The sequence below is a fragment of the Henriciella sp. AS95 genome, assembly GCF_038900055.1.
GTDB lineage: Bacteria > Pseudomonadota > Alphaproteobacteria > Caulobacterales > Hyphomonadaceae > Henriciella.
Genome location: NZ_JBBMQM010000001.1, coordinates 3,627,522 through 3,651,334, shown reverse-complemented (window position 1 = coordinate 3,651,334; position 23,813 = coordinate 3,627,522). Strand labels below are relative to the sequence as shown.

The window sequence follows — 23,813 nt, the reverse complement described above, 5'->3', positions numbered from 1 at the left end:
TGGCCTTTTCTTGTCGGGCCGTCGCTTCAAAAGCGCAGAGCGTCAGTCGCTACCGAGAGACCCGCGCAGTTTCAGCGGGTTTGCGGCCGTTTCCTGCGCTGGCCGTTCGTCCTCTGCCGCATCATCCTCCGTACCCGCATCATCGCGCAGCGCGCCATAGTCGCGGGTCGGCGCCAGCATGGACTTCAGCGCCTGCAAGTTCGCGTCGACAGTGCGTTGCGGCGCATGCGGATCAACCTCTCTCATATCGTCAAACCGGCCTTGCAGCCCAAGGATCAAGGCAAGGTTCTGGCGGACCCGCGCATCAGCGCCGGGCAGTGAGGCGGCATAGCGCAAGCGCTCTTCGGCCTTGGTCAGCTGCCCGGACAGGGCAAGGGACAAGCCAAAATTGGTCAGGGTCGACACTCTGTCAGGTTCGATCTGCAGCGCCGCTGCATAGGCGGCCTGCGCATCATAGTGGCGTTCCAGCTGGTCGAGGGCGAGGCCGAGGCCGGCATGCGCGGAAGCATTCTGCGGATTGATCACCGAGGCGCGGTAGAAGGCATCCGCCGCGTCCCCCGGCCGGCCCTGGCTGATCAGCGCGCGCGCCATGATCACATTCAGCGTGTCCGATTTCGGGTGCAGCGGGATCGTTTTCGACAGGATTTCAATCGCACGCTCATGGCTGCCAATTTCGCGCAGCGATTCGGTGAACCGGATCGTCGTTTCCAGGTCGCCCGGATTTTTGCGGAACTCGGCCGCCCAGAAATTGGCCCGCGTCAGCGGGTCTGCGCGGTCCATCTCTGCAATCTCTTCGGCCGAAGCCGGTGCCATCTTGGCAGCAAGCGCTGCCTCTGCCGCGGCGGCTTCGTCATTCTTGCCCGAACTTGCACAGGCCCCGAGCAGGGCGGCAGAAAGGATCGGCACGGCGAATTTCAGGGCTCTGGACATCTGGTCGCTCCGGTGAAGAGTGTCAGCGATGACCTTGCCCTTGTGACCGTCAAGGATCAGTTAACAAAACAACGGATTTGCTTAACCAATTTCACCAACGGAGCCCCACCTTTCATGCATAACGCTTTCATCGCCGCCGCTTCATCTGCCGCCAAGGTTCATCTCGTGCGCCCAGCAGGCTGGGAGGAGGTCTCGAAGGCGCTGCCGGAAAGCGTCGTCCATCTCGCCAGTGCGAATGATTTTACCGGCAAGTCGGGTGAGCTGGTCGTCTCCGGCGGCGCAGATGGCGCGCGAGACCATGTCCTGTACGGTCTGGGCGAGGCGGTCGACGCGCTCGCCGTCGCGGGGCTGTCGGCAAAGCTCCCCGAGGGTGATTATCAGATCGAGACCGATGGCGGCCTGCCGCTCGCCCATATTGCGGCGGGCTGGGCCGATGGCGCCTACCGCTTTGATCGCTACCTGAAGGACAAGGCCTCCCCCCCTCGCCTCGTGATCGGTGAGGACAAGGATGCCGACGCGCTCGACCGGGAAGCGGCGGCGGTCTCGCTATTGCGCGATCTCATCAACACGCCTGCCCAGGATATGGGCCCATCCGGCATCGAGGCTGCAGTGCGCCAGATCGCGGAGGATCACGGCGCTGACGTGGTCGTCACCGAGGGCGACGCGCTGCTCGAGCAGAACTATCCGATGATCCATGCGGTCGGGCGCGCCGCGCCTGAAGCCCCGCGCCTGATAGAGCTGACATGGGGCAACCCGGACCATCCAGAGCTCGCCCTTGTCGGCAAGGGCGTCGCCTTCGATACGGGCGGCCTCAATCTGAAGACGGGCAATTATATGCGCCTGATGAAGAAGGATATGGGCGGGTCGGCGCATGTCATCGCCCTGTCGAAACTCGTCATGAGCTCGAACCTTCCTGTCCGCTTGAAGCTTTACGTCCCGGCGGTTGAGAACGCCGTCGATGGCAATGCCTTCCGGCCGGGCGATGTCCTCTCGACCCGCAAGGGCCTCACCGTCGAGATCGACAATACCGATGCTGAAGGCCGTCTGATCCTCGGCGATGCGCTGACCAGGGCGTGCGAGAGCGACCCGGACCTGCTGATCGACTTTGCCACGCTGACGGGCGCGGCCCGCGTCGCCGTCGGCCCGGACCTCGCGCCGTTCTATACCGATGATGGTGACCTCGTAGACGCCATCAACGCGGCGGGCGCGGTATCGGGTGACCCGGTCTGGCGCATGCCGCTCTGGGACCCGTACAAGTCGATGCTGAAATCCTCGATTGCCGACATGCAGAACGCTGGCGGATCGTTTGCCGGCTCGATCACGGCGGCGATCTTCCTCAAGCAGTTTGTTGATGCCCGGCGCTGGGTGCACCTCGATGTCTGGGGCTGGCGCCTTGGGAAATACGGCCGTCCGGAAGGCGGCGCGGCGTGCGGGCTTCGTGCCATGTGGACGATGCTGCGCACGCGTTATGCGTGATTTCCAAGGATGGGGGCAAACCTGCGCGGTGAGCCTTGCGCCACGGGCAAAATCCTGCTCTTTAGCGACAATCGATAAGACAGGAGCTCTATCACATGCGTATTGGCCTTACCGCCCTTGCTTTGGTTCTCGCGGCCTGCGGCCCGACCGCAACCGAAACCACCGACCCGTCCAGCAGCGAAACTTCGACTGAAACCTCGGCGACCGAAACAGCCGAGCCAACGGCCGAAGAGGTTGAGACCGAAACCGCTGCGCTGAATGAGTGGTTCGACGAGAAATACGAAGAGCAGCTGATGATGAGCCCGATCCAGCTCACTTTCATCGGCCGCAAGGACCGTTACGGCGAAATCGACGACATGTCGGTCGAGGCCATGAAAGAGCAGCTAGCCTGGAAGGCCGCCTCCGTCGAGGAAATGAAATCGACCTTCGACTATGACAAGCTGACGCCCGAAGCGAAGAACTCCTGGGACATCTGGGAATACCAGTACGACCTCCAGAAAGAGGGAATGGACTACCTCTATAACGGCTTCACCTTCGACCAGATGAATGGCCCGCAAGCCTTCATCGCCACCTTCCTGATCCAGTTCCACCGTGTCGATACGCTGGAAGACATGGAAGCGTACATCTCCCGGATCCGGGAAGCCGGACGCGCTGGCGGCCAGTTGCTCGAGCACGCAAAAACCGCCTCGGAAAAAGGCGTCCAGACGCCTGACTTTGCGCTGGAAGGCGTCATCGACCAGTCCCGCAAGATCATCACGGGCGCGCCCTTCACCGACGGTGAGCCATCCGACATCTGGGCCGACATCCAGAGCGAAGTGTCCACCCTGCAGGAAGCCGACAAGATCGACGATGAGCAGGCCGAAACCCTGCTCGCCGATGCCAAGGCAGCCCTTCTTGAGGACTTTGAGCCCGGCTACCAGGCCATCATCGACTGGGCAGAGGGTGAGCTTGAGACCGCGCCGTCCAATCCGAGCGGTGTCGGCACGACCCAGCCCAATGGCCAGGACTATTACAATTACCGCCTGCGCGCCTCGACCACGACGGACATGACCGCCGACGAGATCCATCAGATCGGCCTTGATGAAGTCGAGCGCCTCCATGCTGAAATGGAGAAGATCAAGGACGATTACGGCTTTGATGGCACCCTGCAGGAATTCTTCACTTTCCTGCGTGAAAGCAAAGACAATCGTGACCTCTATTATGAGGACAATGATGCCGGCGCTGAGGCCTATATTGCCGATGCGACGGCCGCCATCGAGAACATCAAGACGATGCTGCCTGACTATTTCGGCATCCTGCCGAAAGCCGACCTCATCGTGAAGCGCGTGGAGCCTTTCCGTGAGCAGGACGGGGCCGCCCAGCACTATTTCAGTGGCACGCCGGATGGCTCGCGCCCGGGCATCTACTACGCTCACCTCTCCGACATGACCGCCATGCCGAAGCGTGAGCTGGAAGTGATCGCCTATCATGAGGGCCTTCCGGGTCACCACATGCAGATCTCCATTGCGCAGGAGATCGAGGACTTGCCGCAATTCCGCACCCAGGCCGGCTTCACCGCCTATTCCGAAGGCTGGGGCCTCTATTCAGAGTGGCTCGCCAAGGAAATGGACGGCACCTATGTCGACCCGATTTCCGATTTCGGCCGTCTCGGCTCTGAAATCTGGCGCGCGATCCGCCTCGTCGTCGATACCGGCCTGCACTCAAAAGGCTGGACCGAGGAAGAAGCCTTCGAATACTTCGTCAACAATGCCGCTGTCACCGAGGCTCAGGCCCGCTCTGAAATCCAGCGCTATATCGTGATGCCGGGGCAGGCGACTGCCTACAAGATCGGTATGCTGAAGATCCAGGAGCTGCGCCGCGACGCCGAAGCCGAACTCGGCGATGATTTCGACATCAAGGCCTTCCACGACACCATCCTCGGCGGCGGCGCCATGCCACTCGAAATCCTCGAACGCCGCGTCGACCAGTGGATCGCTGACGTGAAGGCCGAGAACGCCGACACAGCAGAGCCCGCCGAAACGGAACCGGCTGAGTAAGCTCTGAACTATCTCGACATGTCGAGCGGCCCCGTACCATGTTGCGGGGCCGCTTTTCTTTGCGGCTCAGACCTTTTCCGGTTCTCTCAATTCGGTCGCTTTCATCGCCTCGGCGATATAGTCCGCCAGCAGCTTCGTCTTGCCTTTCAGATTGCCGCCGGACCAGACGACATGCAGCGGCAACAGCGGCGCTTCCCAATCCTCGAAGATCTGGACCAGATCGCCGGAGCGGACCTTTTCGCAGACCAGCCAGTCCGGCGAGAGGATATAGCCCATCGCGTCCTGTGCGGCCTGGATCAGCATGTCGCCGGATGAAGCGCGCAGACGCCCATGCACGCGCAGTGTTTCAGTATCCCCGGTCGCCGCATGGGTCAGCTGCCACTCGGCGCCAAGATTCTTGTGCCGAAGATGCAGCGCGTCAGTCGGGTCAAGCTCGCTCGGCCGCGTCAGGTTTTTGACCTGCGCGGCATAGATCGGCGAGGCGAATAGCCGGCGCGCAGACGCTGAAATCCGCTTCGCCATCAGGCTGGAATCCGACAGCTCGCCCAGCCGGAAGGCAAGGTCGACGCCTTCCTGCACGATGTCGGTATACGTATCGTCAGAGATCACATCGAGAGTGAGGTCCGGATAGCGCTTCATGAAGCTCGTCAGGGCTGGGGCGATGACCACCCGCGAAAGCGAGTGCGGCACAGAAATCCGCAGCTGGCCCACAGCGTCATTCTTGAGGCCGCGCACTTCGGCTTCGGCTTCCTCAAAGTCTTCGAGGATCGACCTGGCGCGATCGTAGAACTTCTCGCCGGCCTCGGTCAGGCTCAGGGCCCGTGTCGTGCGCAGGAAAAGGTCCGCGCCGAGTTGCGTTTCCAAATCCTGCACCCGGCGCGACACGGTCGGCTGCCCGATGCCCAGGTCCAGCGCCGCCTTTGAAAAACTCCCCGTATCGGCCACCCGCAGGAAAAGCCGCATCGCATCAAGTCGGTCCATATCAGGCCTCCCGTCTCATCGCCCATTATCGCCATATAGGAAGCACAGCGCGCGCTTTCGAGCTTTCTGGTATGATGAAGAGCCTCACCAGTTCGTGATTGCCAATCACGCAGGCGTGGTTCGCAGTTGAGCCGCTTGAGGCGTATCTCGATGCCACCGGACAAGGGGATGAACCAATGGACAAGATCAAGACCTGGTCGCCGCATGTGATCGCCGTCATCGCATCGCTCGTCTTTCTCGACAGCCTGCGCTTCAAGTTCACCAATGCGCCGGAGACGATCGAGATCTTCACCCGGCTCGACAATTGGGCCGCGAGCTTCGGGGCAGGGGGCCTCTTCGCTCAGACCGGGCTGTTCAGCCAGTATGTGATCGGCACCGCTGAGCTCTTTGCCGCGGCGCTGCTCCTCCTCGGCATACACCCGGCGCTTCGCCGCCTGCAGGCACTTGGCGCGGTGATTGCCTTCGCCGTGATGAGCGGGGCGGTGAACTTCCACCTCTGGACGCCGCTCGGCATCGACCCGAACAATGATGGCGGCGGACTGTTCTTCATGGCGTGCGTCGTCCTGGCGACGTCGATTGTCCTCATCCTCATCCGCCGCAAGGAACTCGCGGCGATCGGCCGGGGGCTTGTCGCAACCTTTCTGCCGGGACGGGCGGGCACGCGCCAGCCACATCCCACGCCGCGCGCGTCACACGCCTGACCCCCTGACCCTTAAAAGGAGCCAAACCATGCTCAAGACCCTCGCCGTCGCGCTCGCTATGAGTGTGTCCGCCGCCACCTTCGCTGCGCCAGCCCATGCCGACAAGTCGCCCATCTATACCGGCCCCTTCTCTGACACCGCCGTTCAGGGCCATGATGTCGTCGCCTATTTCACAGAGGGAAAACCGGTGAAGGGGTCGAACGACTTCACCACTAAATATCAGGGCGCCACATTCAAGTTTTCGAGCGCTGAAAACCTCGCCGCCTTCAAGGCGGATCCGGCCAGATACGCCCCTCAATATGGCGGCTATTGCGCCTGGGCCGTGGCCGAAGGAAAGACCGCGAAAGGCGATGCCGACCACTGGAAAATCGTCGATGGAAAACTTTACCTCAACTATAATAAAAAAATTCAGGAACGCTGGGAACTAGATCAGGCGAAGTTCATTGTTAATGCAGATACAAACTGGCCGGAGGTTCTGAAGTAACAGGGCATATTCCCTCCTCCCCTCACCCACGCCCTGTTTCTTCCGGCTTGAAGACCCTGCACGTCCCCTCCGTGCAGGGTCTTTTACATCCCGCTTAGGTTTAGGCTCTGTTGCCCTAAAGGCACATTTTCTGGCGGCCATTTTTCAGCCGTTTTCCAGCAACAATTCGGTAGCGATTGATTGCGATTCCTGTCGCATCGCGTCCCTGGACGGACGCGGCATACAGGAGAAAATAAATGTCCAAAACTCTAGCACTTGCAGCGACGCTTTCGCTCCTCGCCAGCCCCGCCGTGGCCGAAGGTTGGTATGCCGATGCCGGCTACCAGTTCATCTCCATTGACGAGGATGGCGTGGACGCTGACCTCGGCGCCATCACCGGTCACCTCGGCTACAACTTCAACGAGTACGTCTCGGTTGAGGGTGAAGCTGGCGTTGGCGTACAGGACGAAACGATCGACACCTTCGTCGGCGATGTTGATGTGGAGCTGAACTATGTCGTGGGTGCGTATCTGCGCGGCGAACTGCCGATCAGCGATCGCGCAACGCTGTTCGCGCGCGCTGGCGCCGTGAATGCGGAAATCGAGGTCTCGATTGCTGGCTTCAACGATAGCGGCAGCGACACGGGCATCGGCTATGGTGCCGGCGGCGAGTTCATGGTCGGGCCGGACTTCGGCTTCCGCGGCGAATATACCCGCTACGACATCGAAGATCTCGAAGCAGACGCCTTCACCATCGCAGCTGTCTGGAAATTCTAGTCGCTGGCACCCTTCGCGAAGGGGATGAACGATCCGGCCGGGCACCACGCCTGGCCGGATTTTTCTTGTCCGCCGGGGCCGGTTATTCCTTCGCGATGATCCACACCGCATGGATGAGGCCCGGAATATAGCCGAGCAGCGTCAGCAGGATATTGAGCCAGAATTGCGCGCCGATACCGACCTGCAGGAATACGCCGAGCGGTGGAATGAGCACGGAAAAGATAATGCGGATAATATCCATTGAGGGGGTGTCTCCAATAAAGGAAAACAACGCGGCCCAGGCGACGCTTGTTCCGCTCCCGCCTCTTGCGCACCTCCAGCCCGTCGCGGCCTATTCGTCGCGTGTCGCCCACTCATTGAGAATGTGGTGCGCCACGGCAAACCGCATGGGCGCATAGATCTCGGGGTGGTCGCCCGCCAGGATCCGCCGCGCCTCTTCCCGCGTCACCCAGATCGCCTGTTCCAGCTCATCCGGGTCGATCGTGATGTCTTCGTTCTCAGCCGGCAGGATCAGCCCGATCATCAGCGATGACGGGAATGGCCATGGTTGACAGAAAAGGTATTCGGCCTGCGCCGGGTCGCACTTGATGCCGGCCTCTTCCAGCAATTCGCGCGCCGCGCCCTGTTCCAGCGTCTCGCCCGGTTCGATGAAGCCGGCCAGGCAGCTCCACATTCCCTTCGGCCACATGCGCTGGCGCCCGAGCAGGCATTTGTCGCCCGACACCGCCAGCATGATCGCCACCGGGTCGGTGCGCGGGAAATGCTGCGCCTTGCAGTCCGGGCATTCGCGCTTCCAGCCTGCGTCCGTGCGCACGCTCTCGGTCCCGCATTTCGCGCAGAAGCGATGCGAGCGATGCCACTCGAACAGGCTCCGCGCCGTCGAGGCGAGGTTGGCGTCCATCTCCGGCATGTTCTGTAGGCTGGTCCGCAGGTCGCCGAAATCGCCCGTGCCAGCGATCAGCGACGAGTTGAGATCGAAATCGCCCGGCATCTCCACCGCAAAGACCGGCGTGCCATTCTTGTCGACGCCAAGGAAAAGCGGCTCAGCGTCGGGCGCCAGTTTCGCCACTTCCGGGCCGAGCCAGACGAGCCCGCCCTCTGCGGTCACCAGGGGCAGGCCGCCCTGCAGGATGAAGACCAGCGCCTCCTCGCTCTTATAGGCTGCGTCGAGCCAGGCCTGGTCGGTTCGGTGGTGGCCGGCGCGGTCGATCGCGCGTGAGCCAAGCGGGATAAGGTCGGAATTTGTCGTGATGGTCGTCATGCCCCGATACCTATCAGCATCCGCCCCCTTGTCACCCCGGTTTCAAATCGCGATATAGGCGTCAGGAGGCTGGCGGTGGACGAAGTCCTCGCCAACTGGGTCAGGTCGGGAACGAAGCAGCCCTAACGAGTTTCCCTTCGGGTCACTGTCCAGTCTCCGCTTTTCCGCACAATCAGCGCCATAACGAAAACACCCCGACTTTCGCCGGGGTGCTCGTCAATCTCTGTCCGTCGAAGAGGCGCGCGCGCCTTAACCCCGCTCAGACGGCGGCCGTTGCGGCACAGGGGTCAGCATGCCCGGAATACCGTCCGGCCGCGCTTTCTCCAGCATGCGCTGATAGGCCGGCCGTGCCTCGACCCGCGTTTTCCACGCCGCGATCTTCGGGAATTGCGCCTCATCGACAAGGTTCAGCTTGGTCGCCACGTTGAGCGGGAACCACATCATGATGTCGGCCGACGAGAAGTCCGCCCCGCCGAAATAGTCATGCTCTTCCAGGTAATTCTCCGAATAGTTCACCACCGCCTCGCTATCGACCAGCGGCGAGCGCTGTTTCGGCGGATTGGCCATCCAGGCGCGGTAATCGCTGAACAGGCGCGCGGCCAGCGAGCCCTCGGCATAGTGCAGCCACATCAGGTGCTTGGCATAGTCGGGGCTGGCAATGTCCGGCGTCAGCTCGCCCGGCGCATAGCGGTTGATGATCGTTTCGATGATCGCCCCGCTCTCGACCAGGATCTCATCGCCCAGCACGACCGTCGGCACCATCGGCATCTCATGGCCGAGCGCGCGCACCTTGGCCATCGACGCGCCAAGATCGCCGCGCACATATTCAAGCTCATAGGGCATTTCCAGCTCTTCCATGAGCCAGACAATCCGCTCAGAGCGGCGCCCCTCAAGGTGATAGATGGTCAGCGGCGGCATCGGCATGGCAGCTTGTGTTTCGGTCATGACAATCACCTCTTCCTCTTCGGAAACCGGCGTCGCACACGCCCCCAACATCGCAAGGCCAAGCCCCGCCGCAAACATCATCCTCATGAGCGTTTTCCTCCAGCTCCATTGTTATTGGTGCGGTCGTAGCATGGCAGGGAGGGGATGGCGATGCATCAATCTTCCGATCTTCCCCGCGAAGGCGGGGATCTCAAGCAATAACATCTTGCATTCGAAACGAATCTGTGTTCATGTTTAGTTCCAATGAAGAAGGAGCATAACATGCTTAAACTTCATGACCGCATCGGCTGCTAGGCACTGCTATTGCTAACGGCTCGGGCGACGCGGCATTTGGACGAACGAGGAAGAGGCTTACCTCGCAAGATTACGCGAGTCCCTCACCGGCGGATAGCAGCCGTTAGGTTCATAAATCGGGAGGTAGCAGCCCGAGCAACGGTCCTTTAGGGCCCGGCCAAGGGCCGGCTACCCCGAGGGGCAACCGTGACAGCCTTAGAGCTACCTCTGTCCTTTTCTTGACGCGGGCGTGCGCCCAATCACCGCGAAAATGGTCACTTCTTTTGGACTGACTTTCGAGCACTTTTTGCTTCGTCGTTTGCCAACTTCGTAACATGAGCACCGTCGTCGGTGGTTTTGACCTTTCGGGTCGGTTCAGCCTCGATGTGGTGAACTTTGATTCCAGCTTCGGCGAACATTTCTTTTGCGACCAGGCCTCGGTGGTTCCAGTCTATATCCCCAGGTTCCTTGGTGCCTTGGGGCTCTTCATTACTATTACTTGCCTGTTCAGGTCTTGGGGAAACAATTCTCTCGACTCCCGCTTGAATGATGAGCGCCGCGCAGCCAGAGCATATCGGTTTGCCGTGAACGTAGAGGGTGGCTCCACGCGCTCTATCGCCCGCGACAAGCAGTGCGTTCACTTCGGCATGCACTACCATGATTTGCTTTATAGCTTTCAGACTCAACCTCTCATCGTCGAGAACGTTGGTCGGAAAACCGTTAAAACCAGTTGCAACCACTCGATTGTTGAGAACTAGAACTGCGCCGACCTTGGCCTTGTCTTTCGACCAGCCTGCGACAAGTCGGGCCAACTCCAGATAACGTAAATCCCATTCAGTTTCATTTGCCATATTATCTATCTCCGGTTGTTATCCTGAGACGAGAGCAATAATCGTGCCATTTCCCTTTTTGGTTGATTCATTCACGCCAAATGGCAGACCCTGCCATTTGGCCATAGCCAGCCCTTTTCGATCTGTTTCAGGCCGTCAAGGGTGTAATCCTGCGGACGCGAAGCGCCCTTGACGGCCTGAAACAGATCGGACACGCAAAACTGATGACCCCGGAAGAGTCCTGCGGGCTCGAAACGCTTCGCAAAACGATGGCGATCTATCGGAATAACGTTGTAAAATAGTCTGCGAGAAGCGGACGGCGTATGTTGTTCTCAAATCTCAAAACCTGAATCCGATGATCAGGCTTAGTATAAGCATTGCACACACGAAGATGTTTCCCGCCGACACGATGTGTACAAAATACGCCAGATTCGGGATCTCATTCCTGGCCAGGACGACGGAATAAATAAATGTAAGGACCATAAGAATCAGGGCCCAGACCAGTAGCAGCTTGTGAACCAGGACTGGCTCAGTCGAATAACCTGCAAGCGCTGAGGCGGGATAGGCGCGAAAAAAATACATCGCGTTAATCGCTCCGCTCACGATTGCTAAACGTCTGTACAAGACACGCTTCATTTCAGACACCGCTTCAGGTTTATCGTTTGAAATGACGGGGTATCCGCCACTCCGCTACCTCGCCCAATGAGCACTCCCAAATCAAACACATAACCCGCCGGACCTTACAAGTTCGTCGTCAATACCTGGCGCGCCAGTGACCTCATAATTGGATTTGATGTCACCCCATGGATACCTGCCTGCGCAGGTATCTTCGGAGGTGGGGCGCGGCCTCTCAAAGCCGCCATGGTGAGCGAAGTCGAACCATCGCGGCGGGCGCGTCTGGCCTCTTCATGGTTCGACTTCGCTCACCATGGCGTCTCGTGGGTCGTGCTCACATGCATCGACCCAAAATCGACCCAGTATCGGCCTGAAATCGGCCTATAATCGGCCTGCCAATTCACGTCCCGAAACGCCGATCCATCCCCCACCCCACATCACCGGAATCCCCGCAGGAAATTCGCCGCCGTCTCAAGATGCCCTTGTAAGGTTTTCTCATCCATCTTCTCGGCCATGGACACCATCATCGCCCAGCGCGGATTGCCGGACAGCGTCTCCCGGTTGCGCCAGATCCAGCGCCAGTAGAGCCCGTCCCAGATATCGCACCACTCACCCGTCTCATGGTTGCCCATCTTGCGAATATAGGCCGAGCCGGAGAAATACGGCTTCGTCGTGATACGGCCGCCATCGGCATTCTGGCTCATCGCATAGGCATTCGGCACCATGACCCAGTCATAGCTATCGGCGAACATTTCCATGAACCAGCGATAGATGTCCTTGGGATCAATCTCGCAGATGAACATGAACCCGCCGAGTACCATTAGCCGCTCAATATGGTGGCAATAGCCTGTTTTCAGGACCCTTTTTATCGTGTCATCGATGGGGCCGATGCCCGTCTCGCCCGTCCAGAAACTCTCCGGCAGGGGCCGCTCATGACCCCAGTGATTGCCGTTGCGCATGTCCACGCCAAGGTCTTCATAGGTCGCGCGCATGAATTCGCGCCAGCCGATGACCTGCCGCACGAACCCCTCTGCCGAGTTCATCGGAATGTCGCGCGCCTCGATCACGGCCATCGCCGCATCCAGCACCAGTTTCGGCGTCAGCAGGCCGATATTCAGCATGGGTGTGATCGCCGAATGCCAGAGCAGGCCCTCGCGCGCCAGGATCGCGTCTTCATAAGGGCCGAACAGTTCGAACCGTTCTGACAGGAACTTGCCGAGCCAGCTTTCGGCGTCTTCATGGCTGGTTGGCCAGTAGATATCGCGCAGCGAGCCGTAATTGTCCGGGAAGTCTTCTTCGATCTCGCGCCGGGCCTGCTCTTCCAGCTTGCTCGGCTCACGCGGGCGAAGGCGCGGCGGGTTATCACGCCGTTTTTTCGGGACTTTCTTGCGGTTCTCTTCGTCAAAGCTCCACTGGCCGCCCTTCGGCGCATCGCCCTCCATCAGCACGCCGAAATGGCGGCGCTGGCGCTTGTAGAACTCGGCCATGAACCAGGATTTATGGTCCTCGCGCCAGGCCCGGTTCTCGCCCGGCGTGTTGAGGAACATCGGGCTGTTGAGCAGCTTGAGGTCCAGCCCCTCGGCCTCGCAATAGGCGCGCAGGCGCTTTTCGAGGATGAAGTCGACCGGGTCGCAGGCGATGATCTCGTCAATGCCGGCATCGGCGAGGCGCTTGATCGTCGGCTCCAGCAGCGGCTTTCCGGGCGTGTAGCGGATATACTCAAATTGCGGTGTCAGCCGCTCCAGCCGCTTGGCATAGCGCATCATTGAGGCGCGGTGCAGCCACAGCTTCTGCTTGTGAAAGCGCATCGGATACTGGCGATCCCCGAAGAACAGCGTGTCCTCAATGAGGCAGATCCGGCGCGGCCGCTTGTCGAGGCCGGGGTGGTGGTCGAAGAGCTGGTGGGGGAAGATCAGGAGCGCGGTAGACATCTCTGCTTACACTTAGATCGATCCACCCACAGGCAAAGGCCGCGAAAAGCTGGGCCCCGCCATTGCGGAGAACCCCGAGTCCCTGCCATTATCCGCGCGATGAGCGATGATGGTGACCTCCAGCCCGAAGACGAGCGCGATGACGCGACTTTCTCCATGTTTGGGGAAGAGGAAATGGGCGTGGAGGGCGATCAGAAATCCTATCAGGTGCTGGCGCGGAAATATCGCCCGAAACTCTTCTCTGACCTGATCGGCCAGGAGGCGATGGTCCGCACCCTGCGCAACGCGTTTGAGCTGGACCGCATCGCCCACGCCTTCATGCTAACCGGTGTGCGCGGGGTGGGGAAAACCACCACCGCCCGCCTGCTCGCCCGCGCCTTCAACTATCAGAGCGACGACCATGACGGCCCCAGCCTGAAGCTCGATCCGCCGGGCGAACACTGCAAGGCGATCATGGAAAGCCGCCACCCCGACGTGCTGGAGCTTGATGCTGCCAGCCGCACCGGTGTTGCCGATATGCGCGACCTCCTGGACGGCGTTCGGTATGCGCCGCAGTCGGCGCGCTACAAGGTCTACATCATCGACGAAGTTCACATGCTGTCGACCGCGTCCTTCAACGCCCTTCTGAAGACTCTAGAAGAGCCGCCACCCCACGTGAAATTTATTTTTGCGACCACCGAAATCCGCAAGGTGCCGGTGACGGTTCTCTCCCGCTGCCAGCGCTTCGATCTGAAACGCCTCGACACCGGCGAGCTCGCTGCGCACCTCGCAAAAATTGGTGCCCGTGAAGGCGCAAAGATTTCCGACGAGGGCATCACCCTCATCGCCCGCGCCGCCGAAGGCTCTGTCCGAGACGGGCTGTCCATTCTCGACCAGGCCATCGTGCAGGGCCTTGATGGCGGCGAGATCAGCGGTGAAGCCGTGCGCCACATGCTCGGCCTCGGCGACCGGCTCCGCCTGCTCGACGTGTTCGAATATGCCGTGACCGGAAAGGCGAAAGAGGCGGTCAACGAGATCACCGACCAGATCCAGATCGGCGCCGACCCGCTCGTCCTGATGAAAGACCTGCTCGAGATCGCCGCCGATGTCGCGACAGTCCAGGCCATGGGCGATAATTACACGCTGCCCGGCCCGGCCGACTGGACGAGCCGCACCCGCCAGATTGCCGACAGCGTCACCCCGGCGCAGGCCCAGCGCAACTGGCAGATCCTGCTCTCAGGCTACCGCGACACGCAAAGCGCGCCGGAAAGCGACGTTGCGCTGCGCATGGTCATCCTTCGCCTCGTCGCAGCCGCCGGGCTGCCATCGCCGGAAGATGCGGCCCGGATGATCGCGGAAGGCGGCGGCAAGCCATCCAACGCAAAGGGCAGGGGCGGCAAGGCCGACCCGAATGTCGTCCCCGTGGGCGGCGGCGGGACAGGCAAGCTGTCCAAGTTCGAGGACGTGCTGGACCTTCTGGAGAAGGAGCGCGAGCCGACGCTCTGGGGGGAGGCCAAGGCCTATATCCGCCCCGCCCTGTTTGCCGAAGGCACGATCAGCTGTGACCTCAAAGACGGCGCGCCAGTCGATCTGCTGCGCCGCCTGACGGACTTCCTCGAAATCTCCACCGGTCTGGAATGGGATGTGCGCAAGGCGCAGACGACCCGCGAGACCGTGAAGGAACGCGAAGACCGCCAGAAGCAGGAACGGATCGACCAAGTCAAAACCCATCCGGACGTAAAGGCTGCTCTTGAAGCCATTCCGGGGGCGGAGATTATCGAGGTGCGCCGCGAAGCGCCCCTTGAAGACGAGCCTGCGGGCGACAATGTCGTTCCCTTGCGCGTCGCCAATTCAAAGAAAGGCTAAAGGCCCACAATGAAAGACCTCGGAAAGATCATGCAGCAGGCCCAGCAGATGCAGGCCAAGATGCAGGAAGCCCAGGAAAAGATCGAACAGGTCGAGGCCGAAGGCATTGCCGGGGCCGGGCTGGTCAAGGTCCGCCTGCGCGGCAAGGGCGAAATGGTCGGCCTGACCATCGATCCATCCCTGATGGATGACGAAGCCGAAATCGTTGAAGACCTCGTCAAGGCGGCGCATTCCGATGCCCGCAAACGCCTCGACGAGGAAGTCGAGAAGGCGATGAAGGAAGCGACCTCCGGCATGGGCGGCATGCTCCCCGGCTTCAAACTGCCTTTCTGAGGCCTGCCTTTCTGTGATGAGCCAGAAGAGCGCCGGCCCGGAAATAATGAAAATGATCGAGCTGATCGCGAAGCTTCCGGGCTTCGGGCCACGCTCTGCGCGCCGCGCGGCGCTTCACCTGCTGAAGCGCAAGGACCAGCTGCTGCTGCCGCTCGCCGATGCGCTGGCTGATGCGGGTCACAAGATTGAGCGCTGCGAGACCTGCGGGAATTTCGACACGCTGCAGCCCTGCGCGGTCTGCCAGTCGACGAACCGCGATGAGAGTGTGATCTGTGTGGTCGAAGATGTGCCGGACCTCTGGGCGCTCGAGCGTGCGAGCGCCTTTCGCGGGCGCTATCATGTTCTCGGCGGCGTGCTCTCTCCGCTGGACGGCGTCGAGCCGGAAGACCTCACCATCGGCATGCTTGTCGACCGCATCAGGCAGGGCGGTATCCGCGAGGTGATCTTCGCCCTCAGCGCCACGCTCGATGGCCAGATCACGGTCGACTATGTGAAGGACCAGCTGGAAGATTTCGACATCACCATCACGCGCCTCGCCCAGGGCGTCCCGCATGGCGGTGAGCTCGACCATCTCGATGAAGGCACGCTCGCGGCCGCGATGCGCTCGCGGCGGTAGCTGCGTTGCACGTAACGGCCGCGTCCTTCTACTTCGCTGAGGATGAAGGCTGTTTCCTGCAGGCCAGAAGGCTTCATGGTGAGCGAAGTCGAACCACGAAGCCGGTCAGCGCAATCTACTCAACCGCCCGCGCTTTCGCCCGCTTCCAGGCCTCGCGCTCCATATTCCGGTCGAGATAGGCTTTGAGGTTCTTGTAAGGACCGATCTCGCCGACGCGTTCGGCCATGTTTGCCGCATAGCTGATACCGATATCCGGCGCTTGGAATGTGTCTCCCAGAATGTAGGGCATCTCACCCAGCCGCTCGTCGAGCAGACCGAGATGCAGCGGCACCTCGCCATCGGCAAACGCCTTGTACACCGGCGATGGATTGTCGCCTTCGCGGGCCTGCAACATGCGCAGGAAGAGCGGCAGAAAGACCGAGCCTTCCGGATAGTGCAGCCAGCGAAGATACTCCGCATAAGCCTTCCAGTCGGTCCGGTCCGGCGCGAGCTTGCGGTCGGTGTCATAGCGATCAACCAGATAAGCCGCGATCGCCCCGGACTCGGTCAGCATGATGTCGCCATCTTCCAGCGTCGGCGACTTGCCGAGCGGGGTGGCCTGCTTGATGTCGTCCTGCGATCGGAAGGTCTGCGGATTGCGGTGATAGACTTTCAGCTCATAGTCGAGGCCCATCTCCTCCAGCAGCCAGACCGTGAAGATCGATCTGCCGATGCGCAGATGGTGCAGCGTAATCATGACGGGCCTGCCTATTCCGGCGCTTCGGTTCGGGTCACTTCGTAGATCGTGCCTTCGGCTTCAGCCGTGGCGATGAAAAGCTGGCCATCGGGGCTGATCGCGACATCACGATAGGGTAGATCCAGATCGGCGAGCAGGTCTTCAGTGCCGATGAGACCGCCACCTTCATCCAGCTCGATGTGAACGAGTTTCTTGCCCTTGGGGCCATTCATGCCGCCGACGATGAGGTCGCCGTCCCAGTCGGCCCAGACATCGCCGCTAACCAGCGCCATGCCTGACGGCGCGATGGACGGCACCCATTTCACCACCGGCTGTTCCATGCCCTCGGCCTCGGTTTCCTCTGTGATGATCGTGCCGTCATAGTTCACGCCATAGGTGATCCTAGGCCAGCCATAATTATTGGCCGGCTCGATGATGTTCAGCTCGTCGCCGCCTTTCGGGCCGTGCTCATGCGCCCACAGAATGTCGCGGCCAGCGTCATAGACGAGGCCCTGCACATTGCGATGGCCATACGTCCAGACCGCCGGCGCGCCATCGGCGCCATCTGCAAACGGATTGTCCTCGGGGATCGAGCCATCGGAATTAATCCGCGCAATGGTGCCGTGATAGTTCATCGGGTTTTGCGCTTCATCCATATAGCGGAAGCCTTCGCCCATCGTGACGATCAGCGTGCCATCGGGCAGGAAGGCCAGCCGTCCGCCAAAGTGATAGGTCGTCTCGCGGCTAGTTCCGGCAAAGATTTCGGCGACGTCGGTGAGCTCGCTTGCATCATCGGAAAGAACGCCCTTCACGACAGTGGTCTTGTTGTCGCCCGACTCGCCCTTGGCGAACGCCAGGTACAGCGTGCGATTGCTCGCAAAATCGGGGTCGAGCGCCATGGCGAAATAGCCGCCCTGGCCTTCGACAAGCGCCTCGGGCGTGCCGGCGACGGGGGCCGGCAACAGCTCGCCATCGCGGATCACGCGGATCGCACCGCTGCGCTCTGTAACCAGGATGTCGCCGCCGGGCAGGAACACCATGTCCCAAGGCACGGAAAGGCCGCTCGCCACAGGGGTCAGCGTGAAGCCGTCTTCGGATGTCAGCGCGTTGGCCGCGCTCGCCGGGCCAGACTCGTCGCCCTCACTGGCCGTTTCAGTGTCGCCAGCATCGGCGCCGCCCATTGCTGGCGCGTCGTCTGAACCGGAGCAGGCGCCGGCGAGAAGGGCGGTTGATGCCAGAAGGATTGAAAGTCTCATTTGGGGTCCACCATAAGCAAGAGCCGGGACTGTAAAGCCAATGCGTGATTGCGCAAATCGATCCTGCGCAAAAATAAAAAGGGCGGCCCGCGAGCCGCCCTTTCCGTTCATGTGTCAGGTGGGTCTTACCAGCGCTTGCTGATCGAGACGCCGTAAAGGGCTGGCTCGTTCAGGAAGACGTTCGAGAAAAGACCCGAGGAGTCATCGGTCAGATAAGAGCCGGTGATCACATCGTCATCACCGATATTCTTGCCGAAGATTTCGAAGTCGAGGCCCATCTCGTCATTCGAGAACAGGATGGACAGGTTGATGTTGTCCCAGCTGTCCAGCTCGTCACGGCCCGTATTCCAGACCCGTGAGAAGGCATCGGCCTGGTAGTAGTAGTCACCGCGCAAACGCATGTTCCAGCCGCCGCCACCAAGGGCTTCGAATGTGTACTCTGCACCAATGCTGAGCGTGGTGTCCGGCGTACCCGGCAGGTTGTTGCCGTCGAGGTCCTTGGCATCACCCTCGAATGGCGTGAGGCCGCCAATCGTCTGGGTCTGACCATTGGTGTCAGTGTAGGTGACACTGCCGACGCCGAAGGCTGCTTCGGCACCGGCGAAGGCACCCGAGCAAAGACCAAGGGTTGAGCCCGGTGCGAACGGTTGGCCCGTCGATGGATTAATTGCACCGGTGGCAATTGCGCCCAGAACGGTGGCGTAACCCTCTGCCGATACGACGCAGTTCGCGGCACCCGGGAACTGCTTGAGGACGACAAGATCCGCGCGACCGTTCGTGCGATCGAGCACGTCAACGCCGTAGGTATCCTTTACCTGTGCGTCGAGAAGGCCAAGGTTGGCGTTCAGCACGAGCGTGGATGTCGGGTTCCAGATTGTTTCAAGTTCGAGGCCCTTGATCTCGGCATCGACGTTGAAGTTGGCTGACGTGCGGTTGATGATCTGCGTGATCTGATAACCGGTATAGTCATAGTAGAAGCCAGTGGCGTTGAGCTGAAGCGCGCCGCCATTGAGCGTGTTCTTCGTCCCGATTTCGTAGGAGTTGATGAACTCAGGATCGAACAGTTCCGGGAACGCGCTGACTGAACCGACCGGCTGCGGTGGGTTGATACCGCCGCCCTTATAGCCCCGGGAATAGAAGGCGTAGAACAGCGAGTCCTCAGACCAGTTGAGCTGCGGCGCCCAGTCGAAACCGACACGGCCGGTCACTTCCTCGAAGCTTGCCTGCGTCTTGCCGGTCCCGGCGAGCGGGTCCGGAATATCGACGATCGATTCCGACAGGAAGGTTGGAATGCGCAGCACTTCCTTGTCGTCCTTCGTGTACCGAAGACCAACTGTGGCCGTGAGGTCATCGGTGACGTCGTAATAGCCTTCACCGAACACAGCGAAGCTATCAAGCCAGTATGGTGTGATCGAACGGAAATACTGACGCGACACGCCATCGAGGTTCTCGATTGGCGTAGCGCCAGCGTCTGCGAGGTCCTCGATCGGGAAAACCTCAGCGCCCTGGGCCGCATTCAGAAGCCGGTTGAAGGCCGACGATGTGTTGAAGAACACATAGTAGCTTTCCTGTATCTTCGGGCCGGTATTGGTTTCATAGTCGACGCTGATGGCACCGAGGTTGAAGTTGAACTTGCCATCGAAGTCCGACTGCAGGCGCAATTCATGCGTTGTCTGTTCCGAATATCCGCCCGAGAGATCGGCTGCGACGAGAGCATTGGTCGGGCCGAGCTGAGGGTCAGCCACGACGCCGCCTGGAAACAGCAGCGGATAGAGAGCGGTGAAACCAGCAGGCAGTGCAGGGTCGATTGAAGCTGTCAGGCCGACGAATGGGCTTGCGCTCGTATTGAACGCCACATCCGCTGCGTACTCGTTATAATCCTCCTGCGAAATGACCTCGTTCTCATTGTAGCTGCCGAGATAGGTCAGAAGCAGGCTGTCGGTGAGGTCGAATTCGGCTTTCCAGGTGATCAGGTCCTGCGAGCCTTCATAGGTCGGATCGAAATAGCTCTCGGTCTTGCGAAGGTCTGGAATGATCCCGCTCGTATTTGAATCGACGTTTATGGCATTGCCGGTATTCGGATCGATTCCGCCGACTGTACCGGAGAGAAAGCCGTACTGGCCACCCAAAGTACCGGCCGAGTTTACACCGCCGAGAGAGGCCGGATCATCAAGCCGGGCCTCCACACAGCCCTGCGATGTGATCAGCTGGTCAAAGGCAGATATTGGAATATTAGCAAAGCTCGTCTTGATCGGATCCTTGGCACAGAACTGCTTGCCGGACCGGATGCGGTTATCGTCTTCCTCGAAATGCTCATAGCTGAGGAAGGTCCGTAGTCGGTCAGTCGGCTCCCAGGCCAGGGAGGCCCGGATTGAATAAAGGTCACGATCGTCGACATCATTGCCGGTCGTCACATTATCAACATAGCCGTCGCGCTGCAGAAGCGAACCGGCGACACGCAGGGCAGCCCGGTCACCGAGCGGAACGTTGATCATGCCCTTTGCTTTTACGGTGTTGTAGTTGCCATAGGTGAGCTTGGCGTCAGCCTGGAACTCTTCCAGCACAGGCTTGGCGGTAATCAGGTTGAACACACCACCCGTTGCGTTCCGGCCGTACAGCGTGCCTTGCGGGCCCCGCAGGACCTCGATGCGCTCGACATCGTAGAACTCGGCCTCGAACAGGCTGTTGGAGGTCAGCGGGACGTCGTTCTGGTGAACGCCGACACCGGCGTCAGCGGAGGTCGAGACAGCGTCAACGCCGATACCCCTGATCCGGAAATTGTAGCTGGTAAAGTTGCCCTTGGTGAAGTTGACGTTCGGAATGGACTTTACGAGATCCGGCCCGCCAGCCAGCTGCAGCTTGTCGAGCGCTTCTTCGTCGAAGGCCGAAACGGCGATTGGAACATCCTGGATGGACTCTTCGGTCTTCTGCGTGGTTACGAGAACCGTGCCCAGCTTGCGCTGCACGTCGCCGCCCTCATCCTGCGCCAGTGCCAGCGGCGCAGTCCAGGCCATCGCGACCGCCGAAGCGCCTGCGAGCATCAGATACTTCTGGTGCGTTTTCGGAATCATTGTGTCTCCTCCCGTGTCGAGCTTGTGTTGTTTTTGCTCGACTATTTGCGTTTCCTCATGGGCTTCCCGTGTTTTCCGGGAATGCCTCAAAGACCATCTCAGCGGCAGACGTGACAATTTGTCAATGGCTTCTCGCGCATAAGGAGAGTTGGTCCGGTGACGTGTTTTTTGGGTGACGCGTGACTGCCGTAACGGAAGGTTTCGCTTTGTTGTATCAAGGACCAGTGGTAGTGGCGCGCCTATGAATAAGCCGACGTCAGCTCTCGTTCTTTTCTCTGGTGGCCAGGATTCCACGACGTGCCTTGCGTCGGCCCTCAAGCGTTTCCGCCACGTCGAGACGCTGGGCTTCGACTACGGTCAGCGCCACAAGGTTGAGCTCGAGGCGCGGCAGAATGTGCTGAGCGCCATTCGCAGGCAGTTTCCCCAATGGAGTGACCGGCTGGGCGATGATCACATGATTGACCTCGGCGTTCTCGGCGAGATCAGCGATACCGCCCTCACGCGCGAGGATGCCATCACAGAGGGCGAGAATGGCCTGCCGTCGACCTTTGTACCGGGTCGCAATCTGATCTTTCTGACGATGGCGGCCGCGCTCGGCTGGCGCCGGGGGATCAGCGTCCTGATCGGCGGCATGTGCGAGACGGACTATTCGGGCTATCCCGACTGCCGCCGCGATACGATCGACGCGCAACAGAAAGCGCTCGCGCTCGGCATGGACAAGACCATCACCATCGAGACCCCGCTGATGTGGCTCGACAAGGCAGAGACCTGGCAGCTCGCCAAGGATCTTGGCGGCCAGGCCCTGGTCGATATCATCGTGGATGACAGCCACACCTGCTATCTCGGCGAGCGCGGCCGCAAGCATGACTGGGGCTATGGCTGTGGCAAATGCCCGGCCTGTGAGCTGCGCGCCTCTGGCTACAGGAAGTGGCAGGAGCGCTTCCAGTGAAGACCTATTCGGTCAAGGAAGCCTATGTGACCTTGCAGGGAGAAGGCGCGCAGACCGGTCGCGCCGCTGTCTTCCTGCGCTTTGCCGGCTGTAACCTCTGGAGCGGGCTTGAGCGTGACCGCACGAGCGCCATCTGCCAGTTCTGCGACACGGACTTTGTCGGGACGGACGGCGAGAATGGCGGCAAGTTTCGCGGCCCCGAGGCGCTCGTCGATCATATCCGCGCGCTGTGGCAGGCCGATGGGCGCGTCGCTGGACAGGAGGCTTATGTCGTCTGTACCGGCGGTGAGCCACTCCTGCAGCTCGACACCCCGCTGATCGATGCGCTTCACGGGGCGGGTTTCAAGGTCGGCGTAGAGACGAATGGCACGCTCGAGGCGCCCAGCGCGCTTGACTGGATATGCGTGTCACCAAAGGCGAATGCCGCCATTGTCCAGAAGACGGGTAACGAATTGAAGCTCGTCTACCCGCAGACCGAAGCAGAGGCGCAGCCTGAACGCTTTGAAACACTGCAGTTCGAGCACTTTTTCCTGCAGCCCAAAGATGATAACAGGCAGGCCGACAATATTCAGGCCGCAGCGGCCTATTGCATGAAGCACCCAAAATGGCGACTGAGCTTACAAACCCACAAACTGATCGGGCTGCCCTGAGCCCGTCAGGCGAAGTGTTCGAGATCTCGAAGGCGGTGACCTTCGAGGCAGCCCACTTCATGGGCGGAAAGCCCGAGGGCCATCCATACCGTAACCTGCATGGTCACAGCTTCCGGCTGGAAGCGAGCGTGCGCGGGACGGTTAAACCGGGCGAGGAATGGGTTGAGGATTTCAGCCACCTCACGGCGGAGCTTAATCGCGTCGCAGGCCTGCTCGACCATATGCTCCTCAACGATATCGAGGGCCTGTCCGTGCCGACACTGGAGCGGATTTGCCTCTGGGTTGCCAATGAACTGAAAACGGCCCTGCCAGGCCTCTCGAAAGTGACACTGGCAAGGCCGTCATTGAATGAAAGCTGCTCGCTGGAGCTTCGCGGCTAGTTGGAAATCTGCTCTGCCAAGCGCCTGGCAAAGTTGCGCGATGCGCGATTGGCATCCTGCCAGACACCGGCCGCGTAAACCTGGCGAATATCGCTCTCGTACCAGTCATACTCAACCTCGCCGAGCACCGTGCCGGACGCGTCATAGGCCGTGCCGACCAGCTTCATGCCGCCAATCGACTTGGAACGCAGCATGTCCAGTCCAGGTTGGTCGGTCATCTGTTTCATGGTCGGGCGGTTCGGCTTGGCGTCGACAATCGTGACGGTCACTTTCGCCGGGTCGATACCGGCCTTGTTGAACGCGTGTTCGATGTCTTCGCGAATGTCGGAAACCAGCTTCTCGCCTTCGCGGGCACCATAATCGTCGGTCAGCTTCTCCTGAAACTCGTCGGAATAGCCAACACTGATCTCAGCGGCTTGGGCCAGTGGTGCCAGCGATGCGGCGGCAAGCGCGATGATTAGCTTTCTCATGGTAATCCTCCTGATAGGGGAAATATACCATTAGAAACGCGGCATGTGAAAGCGCGGTTGCATCTGCTCGCAGAGACGTGATGCCAGCGCAGGCGCTTTGGCCTCAGTCCTTGTCCTTGTCATCGTCGCCATCAGGGATCACCGCCCCAACGGCAGCGCCGGTCACATTGACGGCCCCTTCAGCGACATCGCCGGCAACGCCGACGGCGGTTCTGACAATGCATCCACTGAGGGCAAGAGAGGCGGCGAGGAGAGCCGAAACGGCAAGAAGACGGGTCATGGCGTGAGAGTGCCACGACCCGTCTTAACC

At 60.4% G+C, this 23,813-nt stretch carries 23 protein-coding genes and 1 other RNA gene; 12 read left to right on the top strand and 12 right to left on the bottom strand.

From position 1 onward, the window contains the following. Positions 1 to 42: 42 nt before the first annotated feature. Positions 43 to 930 (bottom strand): hypothetical protein, encoded by an 888-nt coding sequence (locus WNY37_RS17685; RefSeq protein WP_342974726.1) that lies wholly within the window; start codon positions 928 to 930, stop codon positions 43 to 45. Between the two features lie 114 nt (positions 931 to 1,044). Here WNY37_RS17685 and WNY37_RS17680 point away from each other — a divergent pair, with 114 nt between their 5' ends. Beyond that, positions 1,045 to 2,406: a leucyl aminopeptidase family protein gene (locus WNY37_RS17680; protein ID WP_342974725.1), complete on the top strand. Its 1,362-nt coding sequence runs from the start codon at positions 1,045 to 1,047 to the stop codon at positions 2,404 to 2,406. 95 nt (positions 2,407 to 2,501) lie between these two features. Then, entirely contained in the window at positions 2,502 to 4,442 is a 1,941-nt protein-coding gene (locus tag WNY37_RS17675) for a DUF885 domain-containing protein (protein ID WP_342974724.1), read from the top strand. Between the two features lie 66 nt (positions 4,443 to 4,508). On the opposite strand, the gene WNY37_RS17670 is transcribed toward WNY37_RS17675, so the two are convergent. Next, the gene (locus WNY37_RS17670; RefSeq protein WP_342974723.1) at positions 4,509 to 5,423 is read right to left on the bottom strand and encodes a LysR family transcriptional regulator; all 915 of its coding nucleotides are present in this window, start codon (positions 5,421 to 5,423) and stop codon (positions 4,509 to 4,511) included. A gap of 176 nt (positions 5,424 to 5,599) precedes the next feature. Here WNY37_RS17670 and WNY37_RS17665 point away from each other — a divergent pair, with 176 nt between their 5' ends. The 3 genes from WNY37_RS17665 to WNY37_RS17655 all read left to right on the top strand — a co-directional run bounded on the left by WNY37_RS17665 (position 5,600) and on the right by WNY37_RS17655 (position 7,363). Beyond that, positions 5,600 to 6,124: a hypothetical protein gene (locus tag WNY37_RS17665; protein ID WP_342974722.1), complete on the top strand. Its 525-nt coding sequence runs from the start codon at positions 5,600 to 5,602 to the stop codon at positions 6,122 to 6,124. A 28-nt stretch (positions 6,125 to 6,152) separates the two neighbouring features. Then, a complete protein-coding gene (locus WNY37_RS17660; RefSeq protein ID WP_342974721.1) occupies positions 6,153 to 6,608 on the top strand; it encodes a YHS domain-containing (seleno)protein in 456 nt (151 codons plus the stop codon). 236 nt (positions 6,609 to 6,844) lie between these two features. Then, complete coding sequence (locus WNY37_RS17655) at positions 6,845 to 7,363, top strand: porin family protein (protein ID WP_342974720.1); 519 nt, start codon at positions 6,845 to 6,847, stop codon at positions 7,361 to 7,363. An 82-nt stretch (positions 7,364 to 7,445) separates the two neighbouring features. Here the strand turns inward: WNY37_RS17655 and WNY37_RS17650 are convergent, their stop codons facing one another. Continuing rightward, on the bottom strand, positions 7,446 to 7,604 hold the full coding sequence (locus tag WNY37_RS17650) for a YqaE/Pmp3 family membrane protein (protein WP_342974719.1): 159 nt from the start codon (positions 7,602 to 7,604) through the stop codon (positions 7,446 to 7,448). 90 nt (positions 7,605 to 7,694) lie between these two features. Beyond that, the gene (gene nudC / locus WNY37_RS17645) at positions 7,695 to 8,624 is read right to left on the bottom strand and encodes an NAD(+) diphosphatase (RefSeq protein ID WP_342974718.1); all 930 of its coding nucleotides are present in this window, start codon (positions 8,622 to 8,624) and stop codon (positions 7,695 to 7,697) included. 64 nt (positions 8,625 to 8,688) lie between these two features. Here nudC and ffs point away from each other — a divergent pair. Continuing rightward, positions 8,689 to 8,785, top strand: an RNA gene (ffs, locus tag WNY37_RS17640) — signal recognition particle sRNA small type. An 88-nt stretch (positions 8,786 to 8,873) separates the two neighbouring features. Here the strand turns inward: ffs and WNY37_RS17635 are convergent. From WNY37_RS17635 to WNY37_RS17625, 3 genes are all read right to left on the bottom strand, one after another. After that, entirely contained in the window at positions 8,874 to 9,656 is a 783-nt protein-coding gene (locus WNY37_RS17635; protein ID WP_342974717.1) for a glutathione binding-like protein, read from the bottom strand. A 461-nt stretch (positions 9,657 to 10,117) separates the two neighbouring features. Beyond that, a complete protein-coding gene (locus WNY37_RS17630) occupies positions 10,118 to 10,693 on the bottom strand; it encodes a deaminase (protein WP_342974716.1) in 576 nt (191 codons plus the stop codon). A gap of 1,031 nt (positions 10,694 to 11,724) precedes the next feature. Continuing rightward, entirely contained in the window at positions 11,725 to 13,218 is a 1,494-nt protein-coding gene (locus WNY37_RS17625; RefSeq protein WP_342974715.1) for a cryptochrome/photolyase family protein, read from the bottom strand. 99 nt (positions 13,219 to 13,317) lie between these two features. Here WNY37_RS17625 and WNY37_RS17620 point away from each other — a divergent pair, with 99 nt between their 5' ends. The 3 genes from WNY37_RS17620 to recR are packed head-to-tail and all read left to right on the top strand — an operon-like array spanning position 13,318 to position 16,012. Further along, positions 13,318 to 15,063: a DNA polymerase III subunit gamma/tau gene (locus WNY37_RS17620; protein ID WP_342974714.1), complete on the top strand. Its 1,746-nt coding sequence runs from the start codon at positions 13,318 to 13,320 to the stop codon at positions 15,061 to 15,063. Between the two features lie 9 nt (positions 15,064 to 15,072). Next, on the top strand, positions 15,073 to 15,396 hold the full coding sequence (locus WNY37_RS17615; protein WP_342974713.1) for a YbaB/EbfC family nucleoid-associated protein: 324 nt from the start codon (positions 15,073 to 15,075) through the stop codon (positions 15,394 to 15,396). Positions 15,397 to 15,412: 16 nt separating this feature from the next. Then, entirely contained in the window at positions 15,413 to 16,012 is a 600-nt protein-coding gene (gene recR, locus WNY37_RS17610) for a recombination mediator RecR (protein WP_342974712.1), read from the top strand. A 115-nt stretch (positions 16,013 to 16,127) separates the two neighbouring features. On the opposite strand, the gene WNY37_RS17605 is transcribed toward recR, so the two are convergent. The 3 genes from WNY37_RS17605 to WNY37_RS17595 all read right to left on the bottom strand — a co-directional run bounded on the left by WNY37_RS17605 (position 16,128) and on the right by WNY37_RS17595 (position 21,054). Further along, positions 16,128 to 16,748 carry a glutathione S-transferase family protein gene (locus tag WNY37_RS17605; RefSeq protein WP_342974711.1) on the bottom strand — a complete coding sequence of 207 codons (621 nt, stop codon included), beginning with the start codon at positions 16,746 to 16,748 and terminating at the stop codon, positions 16,128 to 16,130. Positions 16,749 to 16,759: 11 nt separating this feature from the next. Beyond that, the gene (locus tag WNY37_RS17600) at positions 16,760 to 17,983 is read right to left on the bottom strand and encodes a PQQ-dependent sugar dehydrogenase (RefSeq protein WP_342974710.1); all 1,224 of its coding nucleotides are present in this window, start codon (positions 17,981 to 17,983) and stop codon (positions 16,760 to 16,762) included. Positions 17,984 to 18,108: 125 nt separating this feature from the next. Then, entirely contained in the window at positions 18,109 to 21,054 is a 2,946-nt protein-coding gene (locus tag WNY37_RS17595) for a TonB-dependent receptor (RefSeq protein ID WP_342974709.1), read from the bottom strand. 241 nt (positions 21,055 to 21,295) lie between these two features. Between WNY37_RS17595 and queC the strand changes: the two genes are divergently transcribed. Genes queC through WNY37_RS17580 form a run of 3 tightly spaced genes read left to right on the top strand, consistent with a single transcriptional unit; the run spans position 21,296 to position 23,033 of the window. Next, positions 21,296 to 22,003: a 7-cyano-7-deazaguanine synthase QueC gene (gene queC / locus WNY37_RS17590; protein WP_342974708.1), complete on the top strand. Its 708-nt coding sequence runs from the start codon at positions 21,296 to 21,298 to the stop codon at positions 22,001 to 22,003. Beyond that, on the top strand, positions 22,000 to 22,653 hold the full coding sequence (gene queE, locus WNY37_RS17585; protein ID WP_342974707.1) for a 7-carboxy-7-deazaguanine synthase: 654 nt from the start codon (positions 22,000 to 22,002) through the stop codon (positions 22,651 to 22,653). The genes queC and queE overlap by 4 nt, the downstream gene beginning before the upstream one ends. Then, positions 22,608 to 23,033 (top strand): 6-carboxytetrahydropterin synthase, encoded by a 426-nt coding sequence (locus tag WNY37_RS17580; protein WP_342974706.1) that lies wholly within the window; start codon positions 22,608 to 22,610, stop codon positions 23,031 to 23,033. The genes queE and WNY37_RS17580 overlap by 46 nt, the downstream gene beginning before the upstream one ends. On the opposite strand, the gene WNY37_RS17575 is transcribed toward WNY37_RS17580, so the two are convergent. Then, complete coding sequence (locus tag WNY37_RS17575; protein ID WP_342974705.1) at positions 23,030 to 23,503, bottom strand: hypothetical protein; 474 nt, start codon at positions 23,501 to 23,503, stop codon at positions 23,030 to 23,032. The genes WNY37_RS17580 and WNY37_RS17575 overlap by 4 nt on opposite strands. A 103-nt stretch (positions 23,504 to 23,606) precedes the next feature. Continuing rightward, positions 23,607 to 23,783, bottom strand: coding sequence for an NF038104 family lipoprotein (locus WNY37_RS17570; RefSeq protein ID WP_342974704.1), 177 nt, complete (start codon positions 23,781 to 23,783; stop codon positions 23,607 to 23,609). Positions 23,784 to 23,813 lie beyond the last annotated feature (30 nt).

Bases quoted from the DNA above. Each gene is read 5' to 3' on its own strand.
- WNY37_RS17685 (WP_342974726.1), bottom strand. From the start codon at position 930: ATGTCCAGAGCCCTGAAATTCGCCGTGCCGATCCTTTCTGCCGCCCTG.
- WNY37_RS17680 (WP_342974725.1), top strand. From the start codon at position 1,045: ATGCATAACGCTTTCATCGCCGCCGCTTCATCTGCCGCCAAGGTTCAT.
- WNY37_RS17675 (WP_342974724.1), top strand. From the start codon at position 2,502: ATGCGTATTGGCCTTACCGCCCTTGCTTTGGTTCTCGCGGCCTGCGGC.
- WNY37_RS17670 (WP_342974723.1), bottom strand. From the start codon at position 5,423: ATGGACCGACTTGATGCGATGCGGCTTTTCCTGCGGGTGGCCGATACG.
- WNY37_RS17665 (WP_342974722.1), top strand. From the start codon at position 5,600: ATGGACAAGATCAAGACCTGGTCGCCGCATGTGATCGCCGTCATCGCA.
- WNY37_RS17660 (WP_342974721.1), top strand. From the start codon at position 6,153: ATGCTCAAGACCCTCGCCGTCGCGCTCGCTATGAGTGTGTCCGCCGCC.
- WNY37_RS17655 (WP_342974720.1), top strand. From the start codon at position 6,845: ATGTCCAAAACTCTAGCACTTGCAGCGACGCTTTCGCTCCTCGCCAGC.
- WNY37_RS17650 (WP_342974719.1), bottom strand. From the start codon at position 7,604: ATGGATATTATCCGCATTATCTTTTCCGTGCTCATTCCACCGCTCGGC.
- nudC (WP_342974718.1), bottom strand. From the start codon at position 8,624: ATGACGACCATCACGACAAATTCCGACCTTATCCCGCTTGGCTCACGC.
- WNY37_RS17635 (WP_342974717.1), bottom strand. From the start codon at position 9,656: ATGAGGATGATGTTTGCGGCGGGGCTTGGCCTTGCGATGTTGGGGGCG.
- WNY37_RS17630 (WP_342974716.1), bottom strand. From the start codon at position 10,693: ATGGCAAATGAAACTGAATGGGATTTACGTTATCTGGAGTTGGCCCGA.
- WNY37_RS17625 (WP_342974715.1), bottom strand. From the start codon at position 13,218: ATGTCTACCGCGCTCCTGATCTTCCCCCACCAGCTCTTCGACCACCAC.
- WNY37_RS17620 (WP_342974714.1), top strand. From the start codon at position 13,318: ATGAGCGATGATGGTGACCTCCAGCCCGAAGACGAGCGCGATGACGCG.
- WNY37_RS17615 (WP_342974713.1), top strand. From the start codon at position 15,073: ATGAAAGACCTCGGAAAGATCATGCAGCAGGCCCAGCAGATGCAGGCC.
- recR (WP_342974712.1), top strand. From the start codon at position 15,413: ATGAGCCAGAAGAGCGCCGGCCCGGAAATAATGAAAATGATCGAGCTG.
- WNY37_RS17605 (WP_342974711.1), bottom strand. From the start codon at position 16,748: ATGATTACGCTGCACCATCTGCGCATCGGCAGATCGATCTTCACGGTC.
- WNY37_RS17600 (WP_342974710.1), bottom strand. From the start codon at position 17,983: ATGAGACTTTCAATCCTTCTGGCATCAACCGCCCTTCTCGCCGGCGCC.
- WNY37_RS17595 (WP_342974709.1), bottom strand. From the start codon at position 21,054: ATGATTCCGAAAACGCACCAGAAGTATCTGATGCTCGCAGGCGCTTCG.
- queC (WP_342974708.1), top strand. From the start codon at position 21,296: ATGAATAAGCCGACGTCAGCTCTCGTTCTTTTCTCTGGTGGCCAGGAT.
- WNY37_RS17580 (WP_342974706.1), top strand. From the start codon at position 22,608: ATGGCGACTGAGCTTACAAACCCACAAACTGATCGGGCTGCCCTGAGC.
- WNY37_RS17575 (WP_342974705.1), bottom strand. From the start codon at position 23,503: ATGAGAAAGCTAATCATCGCGCTTGCCGCCGCATCGCTGGCACCACTG.
- WNY37_RS17570 (WP_342974704.1), bottom strand. From the start codon at position 23,783: ATGACCCGTCTTCTTGCCGTTTCGGCTCTCCTCGCCGCCTCTCTTGCC.